General features: G+C 41.9%; 20 protein-coding genes. 13 read left to right on the top strand and 7 right to left on the bottom strand.

Features of this window, described 5'->3' with window-relative positions; all coding sequences use genetic code 11:
* Nucleotides 1-58: 58 nt before the first annotated feature.
* The 6 genes from GXP67_RS24820 to GXP67_RS24845 all read left to right on the top strand — a co-directional run bounded on the left by GXP67_RS24820 (nt 59) and on the right by GXP67_RS24845 (nt 7301).
* Nucleotides 59-1015 (top strand): hypothetical protein, encoded by a 957-nt coding sequence (locus GXP67_RS24820; protein WP_162445615.1) that lies wholly within the window; start codon nt 59-61, stop codon nt 1013-1015.
* A gap of 95 nt (nt 1016-1110) precedes the next feature.
* Nucleotides 1111-2583, top strand: coding sequence for a B12-binding domain-containing radical SAM protein (locus GXP67_RS24825; protein WP_162445616.1), 1473 nt, complete (start codon nt 1111-1113; stop codon nt 2581-2583).
* Nucleotides 2567-3361 (top strand): class I SAM-dependent methyltransferase, encoded by a 795-nt coding sequence (locus GXP67_RS24830; RefSeq protein WP_162445617.1) that lies wholly within the window; start codon nt 2567-2569, stop codon nt 3359-3361. Before GXP67_RS24825 ends, GXP67_RS24830 begins: the two co-directional genes overlap by 17 nt.
* Nucleotides 3358-4761 (top strand): B12-binding domain-containing radical SAM protein, encoded by a 1404-nt coding sequence (locus tag GXP67_RS24835; RefSeq protein ID WP_162445618.1) that lies wholly within the window; start codon nt 3358-3360, stop codon nt 4759-4761. The genes GXP67_RS24830 and GXP67_RS24835 overlap by 4 nt, the downstream gene beginning before the upstream one ends.
* Before the next feature lie 6 nt (nt 4762-4767).
* Nucleotides 4768-5973, top strand: coding sequence for a glycosyltransferase family 9 protein (locus GXP67_RS24840; RefSeq protein WP_162445619.1), 1206 nt, complete (start codon nt 4768-4770; stop codon nt 5971-5973).
* 23 nt (nt 5974-5996) lie between these two features.
* Nucleotides 5997-7301, top strand: coding sequence for a glycosyltransferase family 87 protein (locus GXP67_RS24845; RefSeq protein ID WP_162445620.1), 1305 nt, complete (start codon nt 5997-5999; stop codon nt 7299-7301).
* Here the strand turns inward: GXP67_RS24845 and GXP67_RS24850 are convergent.
* Entirely contained in the window at nt 7298-8074 is a 777-nt protein-coding gene (locus GXP67_RS24850) for an FkbM family methyltransferase (RefSeq protein ID WP_162445621.1), read from the bottom strand. The genes GXP67_RS24845 and GXP67_RS24850 overlap by 4 nt on opposite strands.
* Nucleotides 8075-8219: 145 nt before the next feature.
* Complete coding sequence (locus GXP67_RS24855) at nt 8220-9977, bottom strand: ABC transporter ATP-binding protein (RefSeq protein WP_162445622.1); 1758 nt, start codon at nt 9975-9977, stop codon at nt 8220-8222.
* A gap of 270 nt (nt 9978-10247) precedes the next feature.
* Here GXP67_RS24855 and GXP67_RS24860 point away from each other — a divergent pair, with 270 nt between their 5' ends.
* The 7 genes from GXP67_RS24860 to GXP67_RS24890 all read left to right on the top strand — a co-directional run bounded on the left by GXP67_RS24860 (nt 10248) and on the right by GXP67_RS24890 (nt 18869).
* Entirely contained in the window at nt 10248-12176 is a 1929-nt protein-coding gene (locus GXP67_RS24860; RefSeq protein WP_162445623.1) for a S9 family peptidase, read from the top strand.
* 212 nt (nt 12177-12388) lie between these two features.
* The gene (locus GXP67_RS24865; protein WP_162445624.1) at nt 12389-13027 is read left to right on the top strand and encodes a vWA domain-containing protein; all 639 of its coding nucleotides are present in this window, start codon (nt 12389-12391) and stop codon (nt 13025-13027) included.
* A 107-nt stretch (nt 13028-13134) separates the two neighbouring features.
* Nucleotides 13135-14541 carry a PP2C family serine/threonine-protein phosphatase gene (locus GXP67_RS24870; RefSeq protein WP_162445625.1) on the top strand — a complete coding sequence of 469 codons (1407 nt, stop codon included), beginning with the start codon at nt 13135-13137 and terminating at the stop codon, nt 14539-14541.
* 57 nt (nt 14542-14598) lie between these two features.
* Nucleotides 14599-16104: a helix-hairpin-helix domain-containing protein gene (locus tag GXP67_RS24875; protein ID WP_162445626.1), complete on the top strand. Its 1506-nt coding sequence runs from the start codon at nt 14599-14601 to the stop codon at nt 16102-16104.
* Between the two features lie 82 nt (nt 16105-16186).
* Nucleotides 16187-17254 carry an acetate and sugar kinases/Hsc70/actin family protein gene (locus GXP67_RS24880; protein WP_162445627.1) on the top strand — a complete coding sequence of 356 codons (1068 nt, stop codon included), beginning with the start codon at nt 16187-16189 and terminating at the stop codon, nt 17252-17254.
* A complete protein-coding gene (locus GXP67_RS24885; protein ID WP_162445628.1) occupies nt 17251-18006 on the top strand; it encodes a hypothetical protein in 756 nt (251 codons plus the stop codon). Before GXP67_RS24880 ends, GXP67_RS24885 begins: the two co-directional genes overlap by 4 nt.
* A gap of 86 nt (nt 18007-18092) precedes the next feature.
* Entirely contained in the window at nt 18093-18869 is a 777-nt protein-coding gene (locus tag GXP67_RS24890; protein ID WP_162445629.1) for a hypothetical protein, read from the top strand.
* A gap of 7 nt (nt 18870-18876) precedes the next feature.
* Here GXP67_RS24890 and GXP67_RS24895 read toward each other — a convergent pair whose 3' ends face one another.
* The 5 genes from GXP67_RS24895 to GXP67_RS24915 form a co-directional block, all read right to left on the bottom strand.
* The gene (locus GXP67_RS24895; RefSeq protein ID WP_162445630.1) at nt 18877-19317 is read right to left on the bottom strand and encodes a YybH family protein; all 441 of its coding nucleotides are present in this window, start codon (nt 19315-19317) and stop codon (nt 18877-18879) included.
* Between the two features lie 57 nt (nt 19318-19374).
* Nucleotides 19375-20871 carry a c-type cytochrome domain-containing protein gene (locus GXP67_RS24900; protein WP_162445631.1) on the bottom strand — a complete coding sequence of 499 codons (1497 nt, stop codon included), beginning with the start codon at nt 20869-20871 and terminating at the stop codon, nt 19375-19377.
* 295 nt (nt 20872-21166) lie between these two features.
* On the bottom strand, nt 21167-21541 hold the full coding sequence (locus GXP67_RS24905) for an FEKKY domain-containing protein (RefSeq protein ID WP_162445632.1): 375 nt from the start codon (nt 21539-21541) through the stop codon (nt 21167-21169).
* Nucleotides 21542-21599: 58 nt separating this feature from the next.
* A complete protein-coding gene (locus tag GXP67_RS24910; protein ID WP_232064556.1) occupies nt 21600-22976 on the bottom strand; it encodes a DUF1552 domain-containing protein in 1377 nt (458 codons plus the stop codon).
* Nucleotides 22977-22981: 5 nt separating this feature from the next.
* The gene (locus GXP67_RS24915; RefSeq protein ID WP_162445633.1) at nt 22982-24943 is read right to left on the bottom strand and encodes a DUF1592 domain-containing protein; all 1962 of its coding nucleotides are present in this window, start codon (nt 24941-24943) and stop codon (nt 22982-22984) included.
* Nucleotides 24944-25206: the final 263 nt, after the last annotated feature.

The following is a 25206-nucleotide window of genomic DNA, read 5'->3' on the forward strand; positions in this document are numbered from 1 at the left end:
TTCCTTTTGCCCCTTGTAAGCGTACTGTGGAAAATGTTGGCCCTGAAACCTGACACCTATGTACGCCACCCTGGGAACAACCCTGCCTGTTTCTACTGATGTAGCATTGAGCCCTTGTGCCAAAGCTATCATTAAAACACTGCTCTATTACGATGTTTTCCAGTATCCGCTTCAGGAACATGAAATTTATACCCATATGCCTGTATCAAGCAAAATCTCTATAGAGGAGGATCTGGCGTATTTAGTCCGGTGCCAGTTGATTGGGGAACAGGAGGGATTTTATTGTATAGGTGATGGTAAAGAGAAGGTGAGCCGGCGTAGAAAAGGGAATCTGGAGGCAGAAAAGTATCTACACATAGCCAGCAAGCATGCCCGGTGGTTATCGGAGCTTCCATTTGTAGACTGCATTTGCATTTCGGGTTCGCTTTCCAAAAACTACATGGATGAAAAATCGGATATTGATTATTTTATTATTGCTGATACCAACCGCCTGTGGATATTCAGGGCAATCCTAAGCCTGATCTGCAAAATATTGTGGGTACTGAGAAGCCAGAAATATTTTTGTCCGAATTATATTATTACCCCATATACTCTCGAAATCAAGGATAAAAATATTTATACAGCTATTGAGATAGCCACCTTGGTACCCTTATATAATGCTACTGGGTACGCCGATTTTATACAGGCAAATCTATGGATCAAGGAATATTTGCCGAACTTAACCCCCGGATATATATCTGGCCAGATTCAGCTACTGCGGAAAAAAAAGCCAGGTGCTGCATGGGTACAGGAACTGCTTACTACCGTAGACGAAAATCTGTACTGGCTCTACAAAAAACATTACCAGCGAAAGTTCGAAGGACCAAAAGGATTGAATATAGCTTTCAGCGAATTAAACTTTAACAAGCATATCTACAAAATGCATCTGGCTGGTCACCGGAATAAAATACTGGACAGGTACGAAGAAAGCCTGCAAACCTTTACAAAGCAATACGGAGTAGATTTATTGAGCTAATGGATGTAATGATAAGAATACGAGATGTTGATGTTGAATAATCATTTACCAATAATCAATAACCATCAACGAACAAATAACAACGATCTGATAGGATGCCAAAAATTTTATTCACTCATTCCTATTTTCTGTACCTCGATCCCAAGCAATGGAAAGCGGCCAATGCTTATCCTCCGCTGGGTACGCTTTATGCTGCCGCATTACTGAGGGAAAATGGATATGAAGTGAGTTTGTTCGATAGTATGCTGGCGCATTCTCCCCAGCAAATAGCGCCAGTGTTGAAAAGCAAACAACCGGATCTACTGGTGATTTATGATGATGGCTTTAATTACCTTTCCAAGATGTGCTTAACCAACATGCGGGAAGCGGCTTTTCACATGATCGGGCTGGCAAAACAACAGGGATGCACCATAATTATTTCCAGTTCTGATAGCACCGACCATTATGAGAAATACCTTCAGCAAGGAGCGGATGTTGTGATTCTAGGAGAAGGTGAAATCACTTTACTTGCACTGGTAAATAGCTTGAATAAGCAACAGGCATATTCGGCCATCGATGGAATTGCTTACCAGGAAAATGGGCAAACAATAGCTAATAAAAAGCGTCCGGTGCTGAGGGACCTGGATCTGCTGCCCTTGCCTGCCTGGGATTTAGTTGATATTGCCAGCTACAAAAAACTCTGGAAGAAAAAGCATGGCTATTTTTCGTTGAATGTGGTCACTACCAGAGGATGTACCTATAAATGTAACTGGTGTGCTAAACCATTATTTGGCAACCGGTATCATGCCCGTAGCCCCAAAAATGTGGTAGAAGAACTGCAATTACTCGTGCATACATTCGGAGCAGAACATATCTGGTTTTGTGATGATATTTTTGGCTTAAAACCAGGCTGGATACAACAGTTTGCAGACCTTGTGGCAGAAAAAAAGCTACAATTCACCTTTAAAATACAATCCCGGGCTGATTTGCTGATTCATGGGCCTACCGTAGAAAACTTGTCGAAAGCCGGTTGTCAGATGGTATGGCTGGGTGCAGAATCTGGTTCGCAGAAAATACTGGATGCCATGGATAAGGGAATTACCATTCAGCAGATTTACGAGTCGAGAAAATTATTGCAGGCGCATGGCATTCAGGCCGCTTTTTTTCTGCAATTCGGCTATCCTGGAGAAGTAAAAACAGATATTCAGGCTACTATCCGTATGGTACTTGATTTACTGCCGGAAGACATTGGTATATCGGTTACCTATCCTTTACCTGGAACACAGTTGTACGAGCGGGTAAAAGCTGAACTCAAAGAAAAAACCAACTGGCAGGATTCCGACGAACTCTCAATGCTCTTTCACAATACGTATCCGGAAGGTTTTTACAAAGACCTGCAACGCTATGTACATAAGCTGTACCGCAGACAAAAAAGTATACAGAGCCTCAAAAAGTTAGTGCATTCGCCCTTTTCGCTCGACAGAAAGCAGATCAGAAGCGCCATTTCCGCCTTTTACCGGATTCCGGCAGCCACACTGAAAGACCATTCTTTAGATCATTTAATCATCAGGTATGGAGGCAGCTTTTGATTCGGTAGCGCATCAATATGATGAAACCTTCACATTTACCAGTGTAGGAGGCAGTCAACGGCAGCGGGTATGGGAATTACTTGCTCAAAATAAATTGCTGGATAAGCCTTTGCATATTCTGGAAGTGAACTGTGGTACCGGCGAAGATGCCATCCGGTTTGCGCAGTCAGGCCATCAAATACTAGCCACAGATATTTCTGGTGAAATGATAGAGGTGTGTCGCCAGAAAACGCAAAAAAGATATTTTTCAAATCTGGAATTTAAACAAGCAGGTTTTCAAGAGATACATACACTACAAGCCCAGGGAAAATTCGATCTCATATTTTCAAATTTTGGTGGCTTAAATTGTGTTTCACCGCTTGAACTTTCGCAGTTTATGAAGCAAGCTTATATACTCTTAAAGCCAGGAGGAAATTTAGTAGCTGTTATTATGCCGCCATTTTGTATGTGGGAAACCGGGTATTATCTGCTGAAAGGTTCCTGGAAAAAAGCATTCCGCCGGTTTTTAGAAAAAACAGAAGCTGTGATAGATACCCATTCATTTCCGGTGTATTATTATAATCCCTACAAACTGTATCAAACAATTGCCGATGATTTTGAATGGATAGAATTAGCACCGGTGGGCCTTTTTCTTCCGCCTTCTTACCTGGAGAATTTCTTCTGTACCCGGCCAGGATGGCTTCGTTTTTTGAATAAGATGGAAAAGATAACTGCGCCCCTTTCTGCACTGGGCTGCGTGAGTGATCATTTTTACCTTCAACTCAGAAAACGCCTATGAAACTGCTGCTTACCCATGCCTATTTCCTTGCTGAAGATGCTAAAGAGCAACTTATTATGAAACCCTATCCGCCTTTAGGGATTCTTTACCTTTCTGCCTACCTGAAAAAACATGGATTTAATTGCCAGGTGTATGATACTACTTTTTCCACGCAAGTACACTTTTATGAATATCTGCTGGCGCACACGCCTGATATGATTGCTATTTACACCAACCTGATGACCAAACTGAATGTGCTCCGGACCATCCAGTTTATCAGGCAACAGGAAGAATTAAAGCATACCACCGTTATTCTGGGTGGCCCGGAAGTTACTAATCATGTTAATAATTTTCTCGACGCTGGCGCTGATATTATTGCCATTGGTGAAGGGGAACAGACTATGCTGGATCTTATGCAAGCCTATCAGGGTTCAACTGCTCCTGTACTTGAACAGATTCAAGGAATAGCTTTTAAAAATAACAGGCGAGACGTAATTCAAACAACAGAAAGAGAAAAACTCAAGAACCTGGATGAACTTCCTATACCTGACCGGGAAGCCATTGATTTGCATAAATATTTAAATGCCTGGAAAACCCGTCACGGACAAAATGCCATTTCAGTCAGTACCATGCGGGGCTGCCCCTATACCTGCAAATGGTGCAGCAGGGCCGTGTATGGATTAAGCTACCGCCGGAGATCGCCACAAAAAGTAGTGGAAGAAATGCTCTATCTAAAGGCAAGGTACAATCCGGATACGCTCTGGTTTGTAGACGATGTATTTACCATTAGTCATAAGTGGCTACGGGAATTTGCAGTTATATTGAAAGAAAATAATATACGTATTCCTTATGAATGCATCAGCCGGTCTGACCGGATGAACGAGGAAGTGATTGATTTGCTCAAGGAAACTGGTTGTTACCGGATATGGATAGGGGCTGAATCTGGTTCACAGGCTGTGATTGATGCCATGGACCGGAGGGTACAGATAGGGCAAGTACGGGAAATGATTCAACTGGCGAAAAAGAAAGGTATACAAACCGGCACCTTTATTATGCTCGGCTATCCAGGGGAAACAGAAGCAGATATCGAAGAAACCATTCAGCATTTAAAAATTTCTGATCCCGATTATTATACCATTACCCTGGCTTATCCCATCAAAGGAACCCAGCTATATACAGAGGTAGAGGATAAGTTTTTAAATCCGCTGCCCTGGGAATCTTCCACTGACCGGGATATTGAATACAAACGCTCCTATTCACCTGCTTATTACCACTATGCCTTGAAACGGGTAAACAGCGAAGTGGCTTTTCACCGGGAAAAAAAGAAAGTACTCCAGAATCCTGTGGGAGTGATGAAATTAAAAGCCAAATCCCAGCTGGCAAAACTATTAATGACCCTTGAAAAAATGAAGGAAAGCTAACCCCTTATGTTACAAATCCGCTACCTGCTTCTCATAAACCGGCTTTTGCAGATTCCATATAACATGCTATGGTATGTCCACATTAGGCTCCGCAGATTTGTTAACATAGAGCAAAGAGAGGACAACCGGGCAGTTGTACTCAAATTTATGGGGATGGGAAGCATTATCCGGATCGCTTCGATCTGGGAAAAAACTGGGGTAGATTTTGAAAGTATAGCTTTTTGCACCTTTATGCAGAACAAAGAAATCTGCGAACTCTTGGGTTTCAAACAGGTAATCTATATCCGGACTGGTAGCATTACTCATTTTATAACTGATACCTATCTGGCCATTGTAAGCATCCGGGCATTTCGGCCCAATTATATCATTGACCTGGAACGGTGTTCTGCAGCGATAGGGATACTGCGGATAGTTTGTGCCTGGATAAGTGGTTGTAAAACAATCGCTTTGGACAGAAAGCTTACAGAAGGCATCCATGATATAGTATTGTCATTAGAAAAGCTTACCTATGGAGCCGCCATTGAAAAAACAGGTGCTATGTTAAACAAAGAACAGAATTTGAATAATGAACCTGCTGCCTATCAGGAAGCAGAGGTGGATGCACATAAAATATTAGTGAATATTAATGCGAGTACCTATTTACCTCAGAGAAAATATCCCGCAGCCCAATTCATAGATTTGCTTCGTAGCCTGCAAACAAGGGCTAAAAACAATGCCTATCAATTTTACCTGACTGGTTCAGCAGATGAATATGCGTATGTGCAAAGGGTGGTAGAAAAGCTTCAGCAGCATAGAATAATGGCCTATAATGTGGCAGGCAAATGGAGCCTAAACCAATTGGTGCAGCAACTTTCCTCCTGCCGACTGTTTATTACCAATGATTCAGGCCCCATGCATTTATCCGTTTACATGCACATACCAACAATAGCACTTTGGGGGCCTACCCATTACCGGTATTTTGGCTATGAAAATGATGCTTTTGCCAGGCATGTTTCCCTCAACAAATCATGTTCTCCTTGTTTTACCGATCCTGCAAGCGAAGCTGCCATTGCCTGCCAGGGAAAAATTTCTTGTATGCAGGAGATAAGTCCGGAATGGATAGCAGGCCAGGCTGAAACCTGGATGAAACAACATACTTCTGCTTACCGGACTTACAAGGTGCCAAAGGGCTTATTACAAAGCGAATCTGAAAAGAACCTGCTGTTACATTAAAATAATATTATTATCCTCCAGAAATGAAAGGCACAATGGATAGATACAGCCGTACACACAAAATTGCCTTATATATTCTGGTATGTCTGCTTACGTTATATACTATCTGGAAAGGAATTATTCCAGCCTGGAAAGAATTAAACTCTGACTTCCCTAATTATTATTTATCTTCGAAGATAGTGCTTGAAGGAAAAGACATGCATCGCTTGTATGAGGATGCTTGGTTTAACCAGAAGTTGCAAGAATTGGACTTGGCAGAACAAGGAAAATTCTCTCCCTTTCCTCCGGCTACCGCTTTTGTGATGCTTCCGATAGCCAGTTTAAAGCCGCTTACTGCCAAAAGAATATGGACGATCTGTAATATCTGCTTTTTGCTGCTTACCATCTATTTTTTACAAAAAATAACTGCATGGCACTGGATATTCTGTGCTTTACTTATTTTGCTCACCGGTCAGGCTCTACTCAATAATTTTCGTTTAGGGCAATTATACCTGATGGTGGGCTGCACATTAGTATTCAGCCATTATCTGGTACAGCGGGGAAAAACTGGTATAGCTGGCAGTTTATTAGGTATTGTGGCCATCATCAAATACTTTCCAGTGGTGTTCATCGCCGGATATGCATTTACCGGAAACAGGCGGCTAACAATTTATGCAATAAGTACTATGCTTGTTTTGGTATTCCTGCAAATAGGAGTGGTTGGAACAGGAGTGTTTGCAACCTACCTGGCTAAAGTATTATTACCTCATTTGCAAGGCGACCTTTCTATGCAAAGTCCGTATGCCATTGCTTTTCAATCCTGGGAAAGTGTCTTGCGGAATGTATTTGTATTTCATCCTACAGAAAATCCGTCTCCTTTAATAAACTGGCCCACCGGTAAATGGATGGTGCAAGGTATAATGTACGCTTGTATTGCTTTGACTACTATTTATGTATTGTGGCAATCCCATTTTCTTCAAAAGCCGGTTAAGCAATGGATATATCTTTCCTTACCAGCCCTTGCCGCTTTTGTTTTATCGCCAGCTTCGGCTACCTATCATTATTTAATGCTAGTTTTTCCATTTGCTTTTATTTTGTTGGTGTTAAAAGCCGGTGAGGCATCAATTGTAATAACCGGCTGGTTTATTTTATTATATATGGGAATTGGCTGGCTCAATTATAATTATGTGTATAAGGTAATGGAACCCATAGGCTGGCAGATATTTCTGTTTTACCCCCGCTTATGGTTATTGCTGCTGTTATATATCTCATACATTTGGTTTATTCACCTAAAGCTGATAAAAGTGCATGCATTATCTTTTCCCGAAAGAGTAAAAGCGGGATATTAGAAATACAAAGGGAAGATACGCTGTAGCTTAAGAACATCTTTCTTAGAAAGTTTCTGCGTATTCCGGTTAATACATAAAAAATCTGCTTCCAGTTCAACTATATAAAACCTGGTTTTCAGAAATTGAATGGCTTGTGCTTTCTCCACAGCAGACAGGTTGATGTGTTCAAAAAGTATCAGCAGAGGAGAATGTTTATTTAAATCTAACTGCGAAAGAATTTTCCAGTCATATCCTTCTGTATCAATGTGTAAAATATCCAGTTTATCAATGCTATGTTTGCTGAAAAGTGCCTGCAAAGTAATTCCCTGAATGCTTGCCTCTACAATATAGTGTTCAAGTTTGCCATCTAAATGTTTAGTAATGTTGTTTCTGTCAAACGACCCTAACTGATCAAAGCCTTTGGGGAGATCAGGTACATGCGAAATGGCATCTTCCTGTACCCAGTAAAATAGCTGAGAAGAGCCATCATTAACCGCTGCATTTTCAAACCTGAACCTTGAGTCTGATGGATAATTTTCTTGTAAACGTTTAAACAAATAAGGAACCGGTTCTACAAACAATACTTTCCAGTGTGTATGCTCGTGAATAAGGTCGAAAAAAAGATCTCCGGTTTTGCCATCATGCGAACCGATATGTACAAGAGATAACGGCTCGTTTGTAACAAGTTTCCTGATCCAGTAGGCGCAGGAATGCGCAGGCGGGAACAACCGATGATACAGGAGTCTGGCAGTATTAATTACAAAACCAGGTATATTTTTCTGAAGCCCATCCATTATTTATCGAAATCCTGATACAAGATAATAATGTTACTAAAAATCATCATATTCAGGTTATTGTAAAATTTGGATGTGCTATTATACAAAGTCGATTTTGTTTTCCAAAAGAAGTGGCTTCAATAATACCCATGTTTAAAATTAATCACATAATAACTTCCTGTTTGCGTTCGCCGATCTGTTGCCGCCACATGGCATAATACAGCCCTTTTGTGGCTAATAGTTGCTCATGATTGCCCTGTTCTACAATTTTTCCTTTTTCCAGCACATAAATGGTATCGGCATGCTTGATGGTAGAAAGCCGGTGGGCAATCAGAATGGTAATCTGTTCACGAATGGCAGATATCTCCCGTACAGTGGTAGTGATTTCTTCTTCAGTTAATGAGTCAAGAGCAGAGGTAGCTTCATCGAAAATGAGCAGGCGAGGATTGCGGATTAATGCCCTGGCAATAGAGAGCCGTTGCTTTTCCCCACCCGACATTTTAAGTCCGCCTTCGCCGATTTGTGTATCAATGCCTTTGTCTGACCGTGCTAATAAACTATTGATAGAAGCTTTTTGAAGTACTGCATAGATTTCTTCATCGGTGGCATCAGGTTTTACATAGAGCAGATTTTCTTTGATGGTCCCAGAAAACAGGTTCGTTTCCTGCGTTACAAATCCTAACTGACGCCGGGCTTCATTGAGCCATATTTCTTTCCCCGGGGTGTTATTATAAAATATCTGGCCACTTACCGGCACATACAGCCCTACCAGCAATTTAACCAGAGTAGATTTGCCGGAGCCTGATGGACCAACAAAAGCAATGGTATCACCAGTATGGGCCTCAAAGGAAATTCCATCAAGCGCATTCTGTGTCGCATCTTTATGACGGAATACCACCTGCTCGAAAAGTAATTGTTGCAAAGGACCTACATCAACGGCTGATTCCGGTTTTTTCTCAATCGGTTTTTGCAATAGTTCATTAAAGTTAAGCAAAGCTGCCTGTGCTTCCCGGTAGGCAAGAATCACAGTTCCTAATTCCTGCAAAGGACCGAATATGCCTACTGAAATAAATTGCATCGAAATCAGTTCGCCGGTAGAAAGTATATCATGGAAAATGAGCCAGAGCAAGGTAAACAGAATGGATTGCTTTAACAGAATAAGTGCTGAGCCTTGTAAAAACGAAAGTGTGCGTACTTGCTTCACTTTTTCCATTTCCAGCTGGAAGATTTGCTCAGTATGTTGTCGTAACCTCCGGATTTCGGCAAAGGTAAGTCCTAAACTCTTCACCAGTTCAATGTTACGCAAGGATTCTGTGATGATGCCGGAGAGTTTGTTGGTAGCCCTATTGATGGAACGCTGCATGGTTTTGATTTTAGCGCTCAGCAGACTGGTCAGTCCGCCTAATACGCCAATGCCGATGATGAAAATAGGAACCAGTGCCCAGTGTTTAGTGATGGCATACCAGACCAGAAAACCGATGCCTACTAAAGAAGAAAAAAGAATATTAATAAAAGCGGTAATAAAACGTTCTGTATCCCGGCGCACCCGTTGCAGAATAGAAAGTGTTTCTCCACTGTTCTGAGTGCCATATTGCTCATAAGAGAGGCGCAGTGTTTGCTTCAGTCCATCACTAAAAATCTGTACTCCGAATTTCTGTACCACCAGGTTGGTGAGATATTCCTGAAAAGCTTTGGCCAGACGGGAAAGTATGGCGATGCCTACAGCCAGTAACATTAATAATAATACACCTCTGATACGTTCTTCGGCAGGATCACGATAAGGAGGCGTAGCATACCGGTCAATAATTTGCCCGAAAATGACCGGATCGAGTAAGGCAAGTACCTGGCTCATGGCAGCCAGAAGCAAAGAGAGGAAGACTAAGCCCTGATGGGGTTTGAGGTAGCGGAGAAGTACATGCATGAAATGAGTAGTAGGATTGGCTTTTTATTCTTACGGACAACAGGAAAATAATGGACAATTTCTCTATCATTTTGTTTGAATCAGCCATTATACCTGCTCTTGATTTTATAACTCCTAGAGCGCTGTTTTTGCTGCTTATTGTTTGCATCCATAACCTGATATAGCCTTAAAATGAAAGTATCATATACCTGAATTTATTCTGGGGTGTACTTGCATTTCTCTCATAATCACATACTTTAGCATTACTTTTTTACCTCAAACCATCATCCCATGAAACCTATTTTTACTATAGCAACCTGTTTATTAACAGTTGCCCTCTTCTCCACTTGTCAGAAAGCAGGCAATGAAACCAAGGATCAACAAACAGCCGGCAATACTGAAAGTGTGAAGCAGTACACCATTGAGCAGTTTATGAACACCAGCAATGCGTTTGGTAGCTCTTTTTCGCCTGATGAACAGAAGATTCTGTTTTCCACCAATAAAACAGGAATTTATAATGGGTTTGAAGTAGCTGTAACAGGTGGTGAAGCGAAGGCACTTACTTCCTCTAAGGATAATTCGGTATTTGCTATTTCATATTTCCCTTATGACGAACGCATCCTCTATTCGAGTGACAAGGGCGGCAATGAAATCAGCCATATTTATGTAAAGAATACCGATGGCACTATGCAGGATTTAACACCGGATTCTACAGCAAAATCAGAGTTTTTTGCCTGGAGCTTCGATGAGAAAAGCTTCTTTTATGTCTCAAACAAACGCGACCGCCGCTATTTTGATCTGTATGAAATGGACATAGCAACATTTAAACCTGTCTTGGTTTATAAAAATGATAAAGGATATGATGTCAGAAATATATCTAATGATAAAGCCTACTTGTCGCTGGTAAAATCTTATACCACCAACAACACCGACATGTATTTGTATGATATCAAAAAGAAGCAGCAAACGCTGTTAAGTAAGCATACCGGAGATGTCAATTTTTCTCCGGCTACTTTTAGTTCCGATAGCAAAAAACTGCTGTATTTGACAGATGAAAACAATGAGTTTGCCTACCTGAAATCTTATGAAATAGGCACAGGTAAGGTAGAAGAGGTAGAGAAAGCCAGCTGGGATATTATGTATTCGTATTATTCCAGAAATGGCAAATACCGGGTGACTGCTATTAACAATGATGCCCGTACAGAAATTAAAATTTACGATGGAACTACCAGCCATCCTGTCGCATTGGCCCAGTTGCCGGCCGGAGATATTATGTCAGTGGATTTCTCAAAAAGCGAAAAACGTATGGCTTTTTACCTGAGAAGTGCTACCTCTCCTGGAAATCTGTATGTTTATGATTTCGATACAAAAAAAGCTACCAGACTGACAGATACTATAAGTCCGGATATTGAGGAAGCAGACCTGGTAGCAGGAGAAGTAATCCGGTATAAATCGTTTGATGGCATGGAAATTCCGGCCATACTTTATAAATCTAAAGGCATCGAATCTGGTGAAAAGCGCCCGGCTTTACTCGAAATTCATGGCGGACCAGGCGGACAAACCAGAGTAAACTATGATCCGCTGATCCAGTACCTGGTCAATCATGGCTATGTGATTCTGGCTGTTAATAACCGGGGCAGTTCAGGATATGGGAAAACTTTTTTGGCGGCTGATGATCTGAAACATGGCGATGTGGATTTGAAAGATTGTATCGAATCTAAGAAGTTTTTGAATGCCACCGGATATGTAGATTCTACCAAAATAGGCATTATGGGTGGTAGTTATGGGGGATATATGACCCTGGCAGCACTAGCTTTTGCCCCGCAGGAATTTGAGGTAGGGGTAGATATTTTTGGGGTAGCCAACTGGCTGCGGACCTTAAATAGTATTCCTCCTTACTGGGAATCTTTCCGGGAAGCCTTGTACAAAGAACTGGGAAATCCAAAAACGGATTCGGTCGCTTTGTACAATAAATCTCCTTTATTCCATGCCGGTAAAATCGTAAAACCGCTTATCGTATTGCAAGGTGCCAACGACCCAAGGGTACTGAAAGTAGAATCTGATGAAATGGTAGAAGCTGTAAAGAAAAATAATGTGCCAGTGGAGTATCTGGTGTTTCCGGATGAAGGCCATGGATTTGTAAAAAAGGAAAACGAAATTAAGGGATATAAAGCTATTCTCGATTTTGTAGATAAACATTTAATGAAAAAGGCAATATGAAAAACCTAAGCGGATCGCCTTTTATCCATCGCAGGCCTTGTACTACAGATAGAAACCTTGGGCACTAACCTGCGTTCAAGATGAAAGCTTGTTAAAGCTACAATAGAAACCAGAGGACATACGTCTATAAATATTAGATTCTGTATTGAATCTATACATAATGCTACTTTTTAAACTAAAATACATCATCACTCAAACCACCATATAATACAATGAGAAGACTACCAGTCTATTTATTACTCGATACTTCCGGTTCTATGACCGGCGAACCGATTGAAGCGGTTAAAAATGGCGTTCAGGTTATGATCAGTTCCTTGCGGCAGAATCCACAGGCCATCGAAACGGCATTTATCAGCATTATTACTTTCGATAGTGCCGCCAAACAAGTGGTGCCCTTAACAGACCTGGCATCCTTTCAGATGGTAGATATTAAAGCGAGCGGCACAACCAGTCTGGGAGAAGCTTTGCGGCTGGTATCCACCTGTATCGACAATGAAGTGACCAAAACAACAGCCGAACAAAAAGGCGACTGGAAACCGCTGGTATTTATTATGACAGATGGTATTCCCACCGATGACTGGCAAAGCGGCCTGGATGAGTTTAAAAAGCGCAAAACAGCCTATACCGTTGCCTGTGCGGCTGGTGGCTCTGCTGACGCTAATCTTTTAAAGCAGATTACGGAAAATGTGGTCAGCCTGGATACAGCCGATAGTCAGAGCATCGCTAAGTTTTTTACCTGGGTTTCTGCTTCTATTGGCGTTACGTCTACCAAAGTGGAGGATGCCGGCACAGAAGTGACCGGCTTAAGCGAACTGCCGCCGCCACCCTCAGAATTGAATATTGTAACATAGGGTTAATTTAGTGAGTGATTGGGTGAATGAGTGACTGTGTGAATTATGTTTATCACCCAATCACTCATTCACTCAACGAACTACCGACTTAGTAAACTTCAGCCCACATGAGCGAGGTAAAAAAACTGGTAACGCAACTTTTAAAAGATCATCATATGTCTGTGCCTCATCACCGGAAGGAGTTGTTTGACAAATTTATAAATGACGAAAAAACCATTGCCGCCGCCAATAATATACTTGAACAGCAGAAAGAGCTTATGGCTACCTGGAAACAGAAAGACAGAATTGCAGAAATTATCGGGCAACCGGTTCGCCTGTTAAATGCAACGGTAGGTAAATCCTATGAGGCCAGAATAGATTTCAATAAACTGGGCTGGAAAGATATTACTGCTTTTCAATTGGATGGCCTGGAACCTGTAGGATTAAGATACGATGATACAACCAAACAGATTACTGGTGTACCAACCAAGAGCGGCGATATAAAATTTACGTTTAAATTTAAAGTAGAAGGCCAGCCGGAAGAATCTGCTTTTAATGAGAAGCCAATCACACTCATCATTAACCCAGACCCAAAAAGTTTGTGGAAAAACCTGGAAAGTGATGCAACCGATCCCTATTGGAAAGAAGATAATATAACCGAGTTTGCTCCCTTGGGCGACCGGCATGTTCTGGTTTCCTCCAAAAGAGGGCGTTCTCATGCTAATGTGGGTTCGTTTCGGGAAGATGATTTTGCTTTCTCTAACCTGGAAAATGGCTGGAGTATAGTGGTAGTATCGGATGGAGCCGGAAGTGCCAAACTTTCCCGGAAAGGTTCTGCGATGGCTTGCCAGGGTGTGGTGGCGTATTTTAAAGAACCTGAATCGCTTGAAAGTATGAAGGGGTTTGATGAACTGCTGCAGCAACATGTGAACAGCAAAGGCGATGACACCCAAAAGAAACTCACCCGTTTGGTCTATACTAACCTGGGTAAAGCGGCTTTCAGGGTTCACAAGCAACTGGAATCCTTTGCTGCCAAAGAAGGATTTACGCTAAAAGATTTAAGCAGCACGCTGATTTTTACCCTATTTAAGAAGTATGATACCGGGTATGCCTTTCTTTCCTTTGGGGTAGGCGATTGTCCGATGGCCGTGTTGAATAGGGATGTTTCGCAGGTTACTTTACTCAACTGGCTGGATGTAGGAGAATTTGGCGGAGGAACCAGGTTTATTACCATGCCCGAAATTTTCCGGAGTGATAAGTTTGCCACCAGATTTGGCTTTAAACTGCTGGAGGATTTTTCATATCTGATTCTCATGTCGGATGGTATTTACGATCCCAAGTTTGCTGTGGAGGCCAATCTGCCAAATATTAAAAAATGGCAGGAATTTCTCTCTGATCTTCAGGGAAAAAATGAGGATGGCATCCAAGTAGACCTAAGTATAAACAACCCGGATATTAAGGAGCAGTTTTCGCAGTGGATGGATTTCTGGAGTCCTGGCAACCATGATGACCGGACACTGGCCATCGTTTTTTAAGATTATTCATCAAATAAATATTCATCAGTAATTAACCAAATTTCAATTAAGCCCGCAATGATAAAGTCAGTAAGCTCCATAATTACTCCTGGTAAAACCTATCAGTATGTCGACAATGGGGAACCGATGCGGGGTGGTATGAAAGATGTGTATTTTGGGCCAGATAAGTCGTATGTAGTGGCCTTTTACCGGGAGAAACAGGATTTCAATTCCAGGGAACGGTTGAAGAAACTAGTCACAACTTACTATGACAGCTTTTTTAACCGGGAGGGCGGCGATTATTTTAAAGAGCTGTATTGCTGGCCTACCGATATGGTAGAGGAAAATGGAAAAGTAGGGTTGATTGTGCCAGCGTATAACAAAAATTTTTTCTTCAAAAAAGGCTATGCCACCAGTGAGGGCATTAAAGGAAAAGAAAAACAAGGATTGTGGTTTGCTTCAGCCAAATTCCGTAATAAACAGTTTGCCCTGCGGCTGGATGAAAGTGAACTCGGAAACTGGCTCAGCTATTTTCAGATCTGTGTAAAAATAGCCCGGGGCGTAAAACGCTTACATGCCGCTGGCTTGGCTCATTCCGATCTTTCCTACAAAAATGTACTCGTTGACCCCGTTAGCCGCTCTGCCACCATTATTGATATTGACGGACTGGTGGTACCTGGTTTGTATCCGCCGGATGTAATTGGTACGGCCGACTTTATTGCGCCCGAAGTGTTAGCTACCAAACACTTACCTTTAAGAGATCCAAACCGCAAACATGCCAACCGCACCACCGACCTGCATGCCTTGCCAGTTATGATCTACCTATATCTGTTATACCGGCATCCGTTGAAAGGTGGAAAAGTGCATTCGATGGATACAGAGGAGGACGATTTACTATCAATGGGGGAGAAGGCACTCTTTATCGAACATCCGACCGATACGTCCAACCGGCCAAAACTGGATCAAGTTTCCAAATGGGCATTGCCCTGGGCAGATGTGACTAAACTACCATACACTATTACCGGTCCTTATCTGAAAGCATTGTTTGACGGGGCGTTTATTGCTGGCTTACATAATCCGAATCTGAGGCCCAATGCAGACCAGTGGGAACAGGCATTACTGAAAACAACCGATCTGATGCAGCCTTGCAGCAATACCAACTGCGAACAGAAATGGTTTGTGTTTGATAATACCACTTCTCCCAAATGTCCGTTTTGCGGCACACCTGTAAAAGGCACCTTGCCGGTACTGGATTTATATTATCAGTTCAAGCCAACCGTTTGGAAGCCGGAAAATCACCGGCTGATGGTATACAATAACCAGTATTTGTTTCAATGGTATGTAAACCGGAATATAGTACGGAATGAAAAGCTTACTGACGAGCAGAAAGTACCGGTTGGCTATTTTGCTTTTCACCAGAGCAAATGGGTATTCGTGAATCAGAAGCTCACTTCGCTAAAAGACCTGACGGAAAATAAGGATGTGCCGGTGAATACGATGGTAGACATTACGGATGGCAAACGCCTGTTATTATCTAATGAAGAAGGAGGAAGGGTGGTAATTGTGACCATGGCAAATAAATAGAAGCTTCTGTGATCAAAACCGCAACAAAATAGAGCTATAAACCGATTTAACTCATTGATAAACTATAAAACAAAATAAGAATATGAGACTCAAACCTGCAGGTATTATAATTGTTTTGCTGATCATAGGCGTGCTAGGATATTTTGCGCTTGCACCCAGGTTTTCTGGCTTGAAAGGAGAGAATACAACTGATACGGCTCCTACTACCGAAGTTCCTGAAAATGCGACTCCTCCCAATAACCCAGCCAGCCCCGATAAATCTACTGCTGACAATACTAAAACTGGTCCGGCAACTAGCTCCACTGATGCAGATGCGGAGGTACGCGAATTTAATTATACACCCGAAAAGCCGGAGAATGGAGCAATGCGTGGAGTAGTAGAAGTGGGAGCTACTGGTTTCAACTCTTTCGTGATCAATATGGACAATCAGAAGCGCTGGGAAATTGTATCGAAAGATTTTGGTCAATCACTGGCCTACGAAGGTCTGGCTACCACCGAAGACATCCGGGCTGGTCTGAAAAAATACCTGGCCATGATGTTTGACAAAGGCGTACATAAAACCGATATGCACTTTGTCATTTCTTCTGGTGCACAAAAAGAACCTAAAACTGCCACTATTAGTAATGAATTGAAGAAAATGGGGTATGTGGTAAATAATGTAAATCCGGAACAGGAAGCTAAGTATGGATTTAACGCCACGGTACCGCCATCTTTTGCCGATAACTCTTTTATGGTAGACATTGGTTCTGGAAATACGAAAGTGTCCTGGGAAGAAAATGGCAGTTTAAAATCTATAGAACTACCGGGTGCCAAATATTATGAAAAAGGAACGTCTGATACAGAGGTGTATAACCAGGTGAAAAGCCAGATGAACAAAGTACCAGAAAGCAAACGCAATGTAGGTTTTATTATCGGGGGAGTACCGTTTACCTTAGCGAATCAGCACCGCAAAGGAGAAGAACGGTATACCGTATTAAAAGCACCAGGAGCCTATACAGCCGCTGATAAAAAAATGGGCTCAGGTTTAAATATCTACAAAGCCATTGTAGACGCTACCAATACCGATACTTTCGTATTCGACTGGGATGCCAACTTTACTATTGGTTTCTTACTAAATCTGAAAAAACAACCTTCTGCCGCCGCCTTATGAGTTTTTTAAAGCAGCTATTAACGCCATTCATAGAGTTTGATGAAGACAAAAAAAAGGAGCAGCAACAGGGAAGCAAACCTTCTGCTGCTCCTATACAACCACCTGTACCGCCTCCCATACCCAATACACCTCCGCCCATTGATGAAAATGCGCAGCATCCCTTAGTAACAGGAAAAGGCAGTACCACCACACCCAATCAACCCCCTGCCGCTCAGATACCGACGTTTTCGCCCTCTGGTACTTTATCTGGGCCGTTACCAGAGCATGAAGAGTATTTTGAAAAACTGATCGAAGACCACAACGCCAGAAATCCGCTTTTTCAGGGAACAGATTTTAAAGAATTTGTAGACAGCAAAGTAGATATTGATGACATACAGGATGAAGCCCTGAAATATCAAACGGCTTATAATATTCTGAAAGGTTCAGGCCTTACCAAAGAAAAACTGCTTTCCACCGGACAGGAATATATGAACCTGATTGGCCGGGATCTGAATGCTTTTCAGAGCGCCCAGGCTTTGCAATATAAAAAAGAAGTAGGTCAGAAGGATCAACTCATTCAGAAAAAAGCCGAAGAATTGCAAGCTTTATCGCAGAAGATGAATGCGTTGAAAAGCGAAATCAATCAACTCTCTCAGGAAGTGAATCTTACCAAAGATAAACTCAATACCACCAAAAACTCTTTTCTATTAGCTGGAGAAAACAAGCAGAAAGAAATTCAGACAGAATTGCAGAAAATTGCCAAATATTTTTAAAATGCTTACGGTTTGAAGTTCCGTTTTTATAGATTCAAACTCTATTTGGTAAATATTGCCCCAATACAAATAGTAGTTGAAATCTTATGAGAGGAATTTTACGAAGCTTTTTCCTGATTATTAATTATAAAACCTTACTGGTTACTGCCCTGGCTGTACTCTCTAGTTATCTTTGCTTTAAATATGGACTAACAGCCAAGTTTCCGGATATGCTGGTAGGGGTTGCCATAGTTTTTCCAGTGGTGTTCTCTATTGGTTCTGCCTACAACCGCCGGGAATTGGCACTTCAGCGGTTTTCCGATTTTAAAGGGAATGCCATTGCCGTCTATTATGCTTCCCGTGACTGGACGTCTGACAAAAATAATGACCTGCCGCAGCGCATCCGGGTATTAGTGGGCGAAATGGTGGTAATTATGAGAGATATGTTTAAAACACATCATCATGGTAACTGGCAGGAAAATGAAAGAAAATTGTATGCCTGTTTTTCCGCTTTATCCCAGTTAACCATGGAAATGCGGAAGTTTGGGGTGCAAAGTGGAGAAATCTCCCGCGTAAGTCAGTATGTAAACCGAATGATCATCGCTTTTGATAATATCAAGATTATTCATGCTTACCGGACTCCCATCACCCTGCGGGCATACAGCAAAGTGTTTATCTACATTTTTCCTATTATATACGGACCCTATTTTGCCAGTACCTTCCGGGAATATTCGGCTAATTTAGAATATGTAATGCCTATTCTTTACAGCTTTATTCTGGTGAGCCTGGATAACATACGGGATCATCTGGAGCATCCTTTCGACGATGTGGGCGAAGATGATATCCGCTTCGATGAATCTGATATTGTAGCACACATGCATTAGCAGATTTTTATTGGATCTGCTCAGGTTTGAGCCCAATAGAAGCTTGTCCATTATCCGGATTAAACGGTACGGAACTATGTGCATGAGTGATCTTCCATTTGCCGTTCAACTTCGCATAACAGGTTGTTTCCCTCCACCACATATTGAGTTTGTTCCCATTAGTATTGACAGCATCAATATGATTCATACTGGTACAATAGGCGATAGTTTCGGAGACATGAATCCCAATATTTCTGATCTCAAAATTTTTAATTTCAGCCAATGTAGAGAGCCATTCTTGTAAACGTTTTTTCACGGCATTTTTCCCATGATGTTCCAATGGATCAATAATGTCAAAGAGTATCACATCATTACTGTAATCCTGGGTAGCCATATCAATGTCTTTAGCTTTAACACCCTTCACCCGGTTGTTGATAATATCCCGAATGCTGGCTTTTTCAGTATCCATATTTCCTCTTCTGTTAACTGTATTAATCTATTGCTAATTACTAGAAACTGTTGAATATCAGAACAGTTTCCCCCGTTCCATATGAATTTTTAATTCTGGTTTATATTGTCCTATGGCTTCTACTACTTCCTTGGAAACAGATGTTTCATTGACATATACATCTTCCAGGGCTGGGAACTGTAAAATATGCAGAATCTGTCCATCATTGATTGCTGTGGAAGATAGGTCTAAAATTTTCAAGTTTTGTAAAGTTGAAAGATGCACCAGTCCTGTCCCCTTAATCTGCGTTTGCTGCAAGTATAACTCCTGTAGATTCGCCATCTGGCCAATATGATAGAGGGCATCATCGGTAATATTACTGGCTATAAAAGAGGCTTTGGTAATGCTCCCAAACAGTGGTTGAAGGGTAGGTAAATCATTATCTTCGAAAGCCGAAGGCGGAAAAGGCATAGAAAGCGTAATGGCTTTTTCTTCATAGGGATCAATCCGGAGTACATATTTATCATCCTTTTGAGAAACGGTTTGTATGAGTTTTTCCAGCCCCTGTTGCTGCAAAACTCTGGCTTGCTGCTGTGCTTCAATTTCTGCCAGGTAAGTTGTTAGGAAAGAGGCAACCTTTACATCTTTGGAGGCTTCCTGTACTTTTAAGGTAGTATCCGCTCCTTTGTCTATCCACCAGGATAGTAGGGTGATTTCCTCTTTGGTGAGCGAAATTTTTCCTTTGGGCGGCATCCGGTCATCATCATCTTCAGGCAGCATAAGCCGCTTGTAGAGTTCGCTATCCGCAGCCGAGCCTGGTTTCAGCGTCGGATGTTCGCTTTTTCCACCTTTCAGCATCTCCTGGTAGGAAGTCATGATCAGGTCGCCTTTGGCTTTGTTTTCATTGTGACAGCTCATGCATTTTCTATCCAGAACCGGCTTAAGCATGTCTTCGTACACCAGCATTTGCTCGACAGGCTTGGGTTGCCAGTTGTCTTTTGTTTTGATCAAAGTGGGCATGTATTCAGTTAAATATTCACTCCCATGTGTTAAAGATCCTCCCTGATGACTGGTAAATACAAGTATAAAATTGGCCAGAACAAGCGAAGAGAGATAATAGGCATAGCTTACTTTAGAAGTGGAGTGTGAATAGCTCAAAAACAAGTACAGGGCTATGGCTGAAAAAGAAGTTAATAATACACCTCCCCACATATGCTGATCCATGGTAGTACCTATATACTCGCCTGTATAATACAGCATAAATCCCAACCCTACCGAAACCAGGCTGCTTACAAAACTTATTCCCAGTAGTATCCCAATAGTAGAAGAAGAAATAGTCCACAAACGAAATTTTCTGGCTAACTCAAAAACTAAAGCTATCCCTATCAATACTACCGGAAAATGAACCAGTAGCGGATGAAAGCGGCCAAAGAAATAGATAATACCAGGAGCCGTAGCTTTAGAAGGGGGAAGTAATGGCAAAAAGAGACCAGCAACAGCAAGTACTAAAAACAGAAAGCGGTACTGTATAATTGATTTTTTTAAGGAGTGAAACCAGGGATGTATGTGTTGCATTAAGGAATTTAAATATGTTACTAAAATGGTTGGATAAAGGACAACCATTAATAATATAATAGATAATTAATTTTTATTACTTAATATGTTGAATACCTGTACGCCGTCCTTACTTTCTTTGTCATTGCTACAAAGAAAGTAACAAAGAAAAATCTAGAAAAAACAATGCTTCCCCGCTTAAGGCCTGCGCATTGCCCGCTGTTTTTTCGGGCCACCTCGCATGGAATTTTTATTTTGAATAATATTAGTACTTGATATAGTCAGTTCTTAATCTTTCCGCTTCAAAAACTTTGATTTACTTATCAATTGCATTTGCCGCAATGAGGCTATCACATTTTCTTTTAATATTTTCCCACATACCTTCACCATATTTCTTTTCCAGATACGCTTTTACTTCCTGGTTATAATACTCTGATCCATTTAGTAATTCAGTTGTCACTACACATCCTACATAGTTGTATTCAAATTCATACTGTTGGGCTACCTGATTCCTTACTTGAGGCATAACTGGTAATCCAATGGCAATGTATTGGACTTTGCCTTTTTTAAGATCTTGTCGAGCAGTCCAACTATTATAGGGAGTAAATAATCCAAATGAAACACGAAGCCAAACATAAAGTCCAGCAAATAGCAAAACTCCTAACAGGCAGTAAGAAATCTTCTTTTTCAAACTTGTTTGAATCTTTTAAATCTTATTAAATTAACTGTAAACAATGACTATTGACCAATTAAGCATAAATCTCACTCAATTCACCTGTACTATCAGCAAAGCATTCCATTGGAATATCTAGAACACGCATCATTGATAGATATAAATTGGAAAGCGGCGTATTCTCTTCAAATTTGAGATTCTGCCCAGTCTTTAACTTGCCGCCTCCTTTTCCACCTACCACCACCGGTAAGTTGCGCGGGGCGTGCCGGTTGCCATCCCGCAGTTCAGACGTGTAGATGACCATACAGTTATCCAGTACCGTACCTTCTCCTTCCGGGAAGGATTTTAATCTTTCCAGCAGATACGCATACTGGCCCACATGCCACTGATTGATCCGCATGTATTGTTCCAGCACACCAGGATTATTCTGGTGATGAGAAATCTGATGATGACTGCCATGTACACCTTCCAGAAAGGAGAAATTGCGGTTGCTCACCGAGTTTCCAAACATAAAGGTACTTACCCTGGTGGCATCACTCCAGAAAGCCAGCGCCATAACATCCAGCATCTGACGGGTTTTTTCGGTAATATCCGTTCCCAGATAGGCTTCTGCTTCGTCAATGCGCATATTCAGATGCGTCAGTTCTTTTTGCAGCTCTGGGGTGATCTGGTGTTTAAAGGCTTTGATCTTTTCCTCATTATCAATCCGCTTTTCTACCGAACGGATGGATTCCAGGTACTCTTCCAGCTTGTCCTGGTCAGAACGGCCTAATTTGCGTTGCAGGGCATCGGTATCTTCTTTTACAATATCCAGCACACTTTGTTTCCATCGTTCATTTTTGGGCTTGGCATTCGGCAATACACCCCGGAACAAGCGGTCGAAAGCCATACGGGGTTCTATTTCTTTGGAACAAGGCATACTCTTGGTTTTCCAGGAAATATTGCAGCCATATAATCTGGTAAACCCTACATTGGTATCAATACCCGGACTGATCTGTTCCAGGCCATATTGCAGGGAATCAAATACGGTGTCTGTGCCTTTGTGCCTGGCAATAATCTGGTCGAGGGAAGTGCCGCCGCTATCCAGGTTATCGCCGGTCGTTTTATAAATAGGCAGACTGGTGAGAATATTAGCCGTTTTGGCATAATGTCCATCAGCTCCCGGAAAGTTCGAATACTTATTAGTCAGCTCATTCAGTACCAGAATATCGTCTTTTACCTTGGCCAAGGGTTGCAGAATCGGAGAAAGTTCAAAATTCCGCCCAACCTGAGCCGGTGTCCACATATCCGGATGCACACCGTTGGGTACATACAAAAATGCAAAACGGACAGGTTTTTTAGCAATAGAATAGATGCTTTTACCTGGGGGAACCATCGCCTGCAGAAACGGCAGGGCGATACATGCGCCTAATCCTTTTAACATACGCCGACGGGAAATATGCCAGTTACTCATGTGCTTTATTTTTTAGTCAATACCTTAAATTTATCTGTATTATCGTTTACCTTGTAGCGGAATGGATAGCTGTTCACGAGTTCAATCATGAACATTTCCGTATTGAAATCATTTTGCAGCAGGTTGTCTACCAGTTGTTTCATATACGTTTCATCCACAAATTCGACTGAACGTCCAATGGAATAGGTAAACATTTTTTCTGCCAGCACCCGGGCAAACGCTTCCTTTTTGGTGAGCAGGATTTTCTTCAACTCCATAGGTCCATTGAACACTTCTCCACTCGATAAGGTATCCCAGGCAATGATCGGTTGGTCGCCATAGCTATTGCGCCACCTGCCAATGGCATCAAAATTTTCTAAGCCAAATCCAACCGGGTCCATTTTCTGGTGGCAACTCTGGCAATCCGGTTTCGAGCGGTGAAACACCAGCAGATCACGGATACTGGCACCTTCCGCAGCCGCTTCTTCCTCCGGCAATTGACCAGCATCAGGCGGGGGAGGAGGAGCAGGAGTGCCTAAAATTTCTTCTAACACCCATTTGCCACGTAATACCGGACTAGTTCTGAGCGGCAAAGAAGTAGCCGTCAGCACACTTCCCATTCCAAGTATTCCACCACGGGTACGGTCCTGCAAAGTAACCTTCCGCATCTGTTCTCCCCTTACGCCAGGAATGCCGTAATGTCGGGCTAGTTCTTCGTTTAGGAAAGTATAATCACTGTCGAGCAGGTCCAGGAAATTTTTGCGCTCGGTTAGTACATGATGAAAATAGTCTGACATCTCCTGGTACATGGCTTTCCTCAGCGAAGGCGTAAATTCAGGAAAACGTTCCGGGTCTACCGGGCTTGTTTCTTTCAGTTTACTGATGCCAAACCACTGGGTAGAAAAACTTTCCGAAAAACGCTTTGCCCTCGGATCTTTCAACATGCGCTGTACCTGTTTGCTGAGTACAGCCGGATTATGCAAATCATCCCGGTAAGCTACTTCAAAGAGTTCCTGATCGGGAAAGGTAGACCAGAGGAAATATGACAAACGGTTGGCCAGTTCGAAGTTACTCAAGGCAAATGGCTGACCCAGTGGTTGCTCATCTTCTATGCGGTATAAAAACTTAGGCGAAAGCAGAACAGTTTTAAAGGTTTCTTTTACAGCCAGTTCATACCTGTTTTCTTCTTCAGTGCCTTCGTATACTTTTTTGAATAAATTCAGTAATGGCTCTTTTTCTTCGGGTTTTAAAAACCTACGATACGCTTTACTGGCAAAAGGTATAATTACTTTTTCGGCTTTTTCCGCTGCTATATCGGCGGTAGTAGTAGAGGAAAAAACAGTTATAAACCAGTTGACAATCTGTTGCCAGAATGATTCCTGATAAGGGTTGGGAACAAGGGTGCGCCACAGTTTCTCATCGGCATAGGCTTTTTCCAGGATAATATCTGCCGCATCGTAATAGCGTTCCATTTTAAGCGGAGTCAGGAACATGGTACGGGCAAAATTATCGAAACCTGCGCCACCAGAACCGTCTGCCGGAAAATAGGCTTTTGCGTCAAAATCCACACCTGTCAAACTCAATACTGAATAGCGGTACTCGTCATGGCTCAATCGTCTGGCAACTACCCGTCCGGGATTGCTTGCTCCTTCTTTTAAAGCATTATTCAGAATTTGATTGACGTATTTTACAAGCGTATCTTGTTCTTCATGCGACATCCGGGGTTTGCTCATCGGGGGCATTTCTCCCTCTTGTACCAGTTTGAGTGCTTTCATCCACAAGTGGCCTGACCTGGCTATTCTTTTTTCTTCATTAAACCCTTCCAGCAGAACACCTCCTTCCATTTTGCTTTCTTTGTGGCAGGAAACACAATGCTTTTCCACAATCAACCGGATGGCTTTTATATTTTCCGGCTCAGGGTCAGCACCCAGTGCGGCAATATACGCTCCTGAAAAAATAAGTAGGAATACGCTTACTTTTTGCAGCATAGAAATGAAGGTGGTTTAAAACGATAAAGAAGCTTTTTCTTCATAGAAGAATGAAGCTCCTATACTATCTCGTTTGATTTTGGTTTAAAAGGCACCATAAGTTACTGCTTTTTTCCTGGAAATAGAATTTTTCAAAGGAAAAACTACATTATTATTCCAATTTTTATTCTGGATTGAAATAAATGCGAGAGTATTTTAATCAAAAGAGTTGTAAGAAGATAAAAAGACAGGAGAAATAGCCCTAATTTATATTGAAGTTTACT

Origin of the sequence: Rhodocytophaga rosea (assembly GCF_010119975.1) — a bacterium.
Lineage (GTDB): Bacteria > Bacteroidota > Bacteroidia > Cytophagales > 172606-1 > Rhodocytophaga > Rhodocytophaga rosea.

Coding starts and splice junctions, on each gene's coding strand:
- GXP67_RS24820 (WP_162445615.1), top strand. CDS start 59: ATGTACGCCACCCTGGGAACAACCCTGCCTGTTTCTACTGATGTAGCA.
- GXP67_RS24825 (WP_162445616.1), top strand. CDS start 1,111: ATGCCAAAAATTTTATTCACTCATTCCTATTTTCTGTACCTCGATCCC.
- GXP67_RS24830 (WP_162445617.1), top strand. CDS start 2,567: ATGGAGGCAGCTTTTGATTCGGTAGCGCATCAATATGATGAAACCTTC.
- GXP67_RS24835 (WP_162445618.1), top strand. CDS start 3,358: ATGAAACTGCTGCTTACCCATGCCTATTTCCTTGCTGAAGATGCTAAA.
- GXP67_RS24840 (WP_162445619.1), top strand. CDS start 4,768: ATGTTACAAATCCGCTACCTGCTTCTCATAAACCGGCTTTTGCAGATT.
- GXP67_RS24845 (WP_162445620.1), top strand. CDS start 5,997: ATGAAAGGCACAATGGATAGATACAGCCGTACACACAAAATTGCCTTA.
- GXP67_RS24850 (WP_162445621.1), bottom strand. CDS start 8,074: ATGGATGGGCTTCAGAAAAATATACCTGGTTTTGTAATTAATACTGCC.
- GXP67_RS24855 (WP_162445622.1), bottom strand. CDS start 9,977: ATGCATGTACTTCTCCGCTACCTCAAACCCCATCAGGGCTTAGTCTTC.
- GXP67_RS24860 (WP_162445623.1), top strand. CDS start 10,248: ATGAAACCTATTTTTACTATAGCAACCTGTTTATTAACAGTTGCCCTC.
- GXP67_RS24865 (WP_162445624.1), top strand. CDS start 12,389: ATGAGAAGACTACCAGTCTATTTATTACTCGATACTTCCGGTTCTATG.
- GXP67_RS24870 (WP_162445625.1), top strand. CDS start 13,135: ATGAGCGAGGTAAAAAAACTGGTAACGCAACTTTTAAAAGATCATCAT.
- GXP67_RS24875 (WP_162445626.1), top strand. CDS start 14,599: ATGATAAAGTCAGTAAGCTCCATAATTACTCCTGGTAAAACCTATCAG.
- GXP67_RS24880 (WP_162445627.1), top strand. CDS start 16,187: ATGAGACTCAAACCTGCAGGTATTATAATTGTTTTGCTGATCATAGGC.
- GXP67_RS24885 (WP_162445628.1), top strand. CDS start 17,251: ATGAGTTTTTTAAAGCAGCTATTAACGCCATTCATAGAGTTTGATGAA.
- GXP67_RS24890 (WP_162445629.1), top strand. CDS start 18,093: ATGAGAGGAATTTTACGAAGCTTTTTCCTGATTATTAATTATAAAACC.
- GXP67_RS24895 (WP_162445630.1), bottom strand. CDS start 19,317: ATGGATACTGAAAAAGCCAGCATTCGGGATATTATCAACAACCGGGTG.
- GXP67_RS24900 (WP_162445631.1), bottom strand. CDS start 20,871: ATGCAACACATACATCCCTGGTTTCACTCCTTAAAAAAATCAATTATA.
- GXP67_RS24910 (WP_232064556.1), bottom strand. CDS start 22,976: ATGAGTAACTGGCATATTTCCCGTCGGCGTATGTTAAAAGGATTAGGC.
- GXP67_RS24915 (WP_162445633.1), bottom strand. CDS start 24,943: ATGCTGCAAAAAGTAAGCGTATTCCTACTTATTTTTTCAGGAGCGTAT.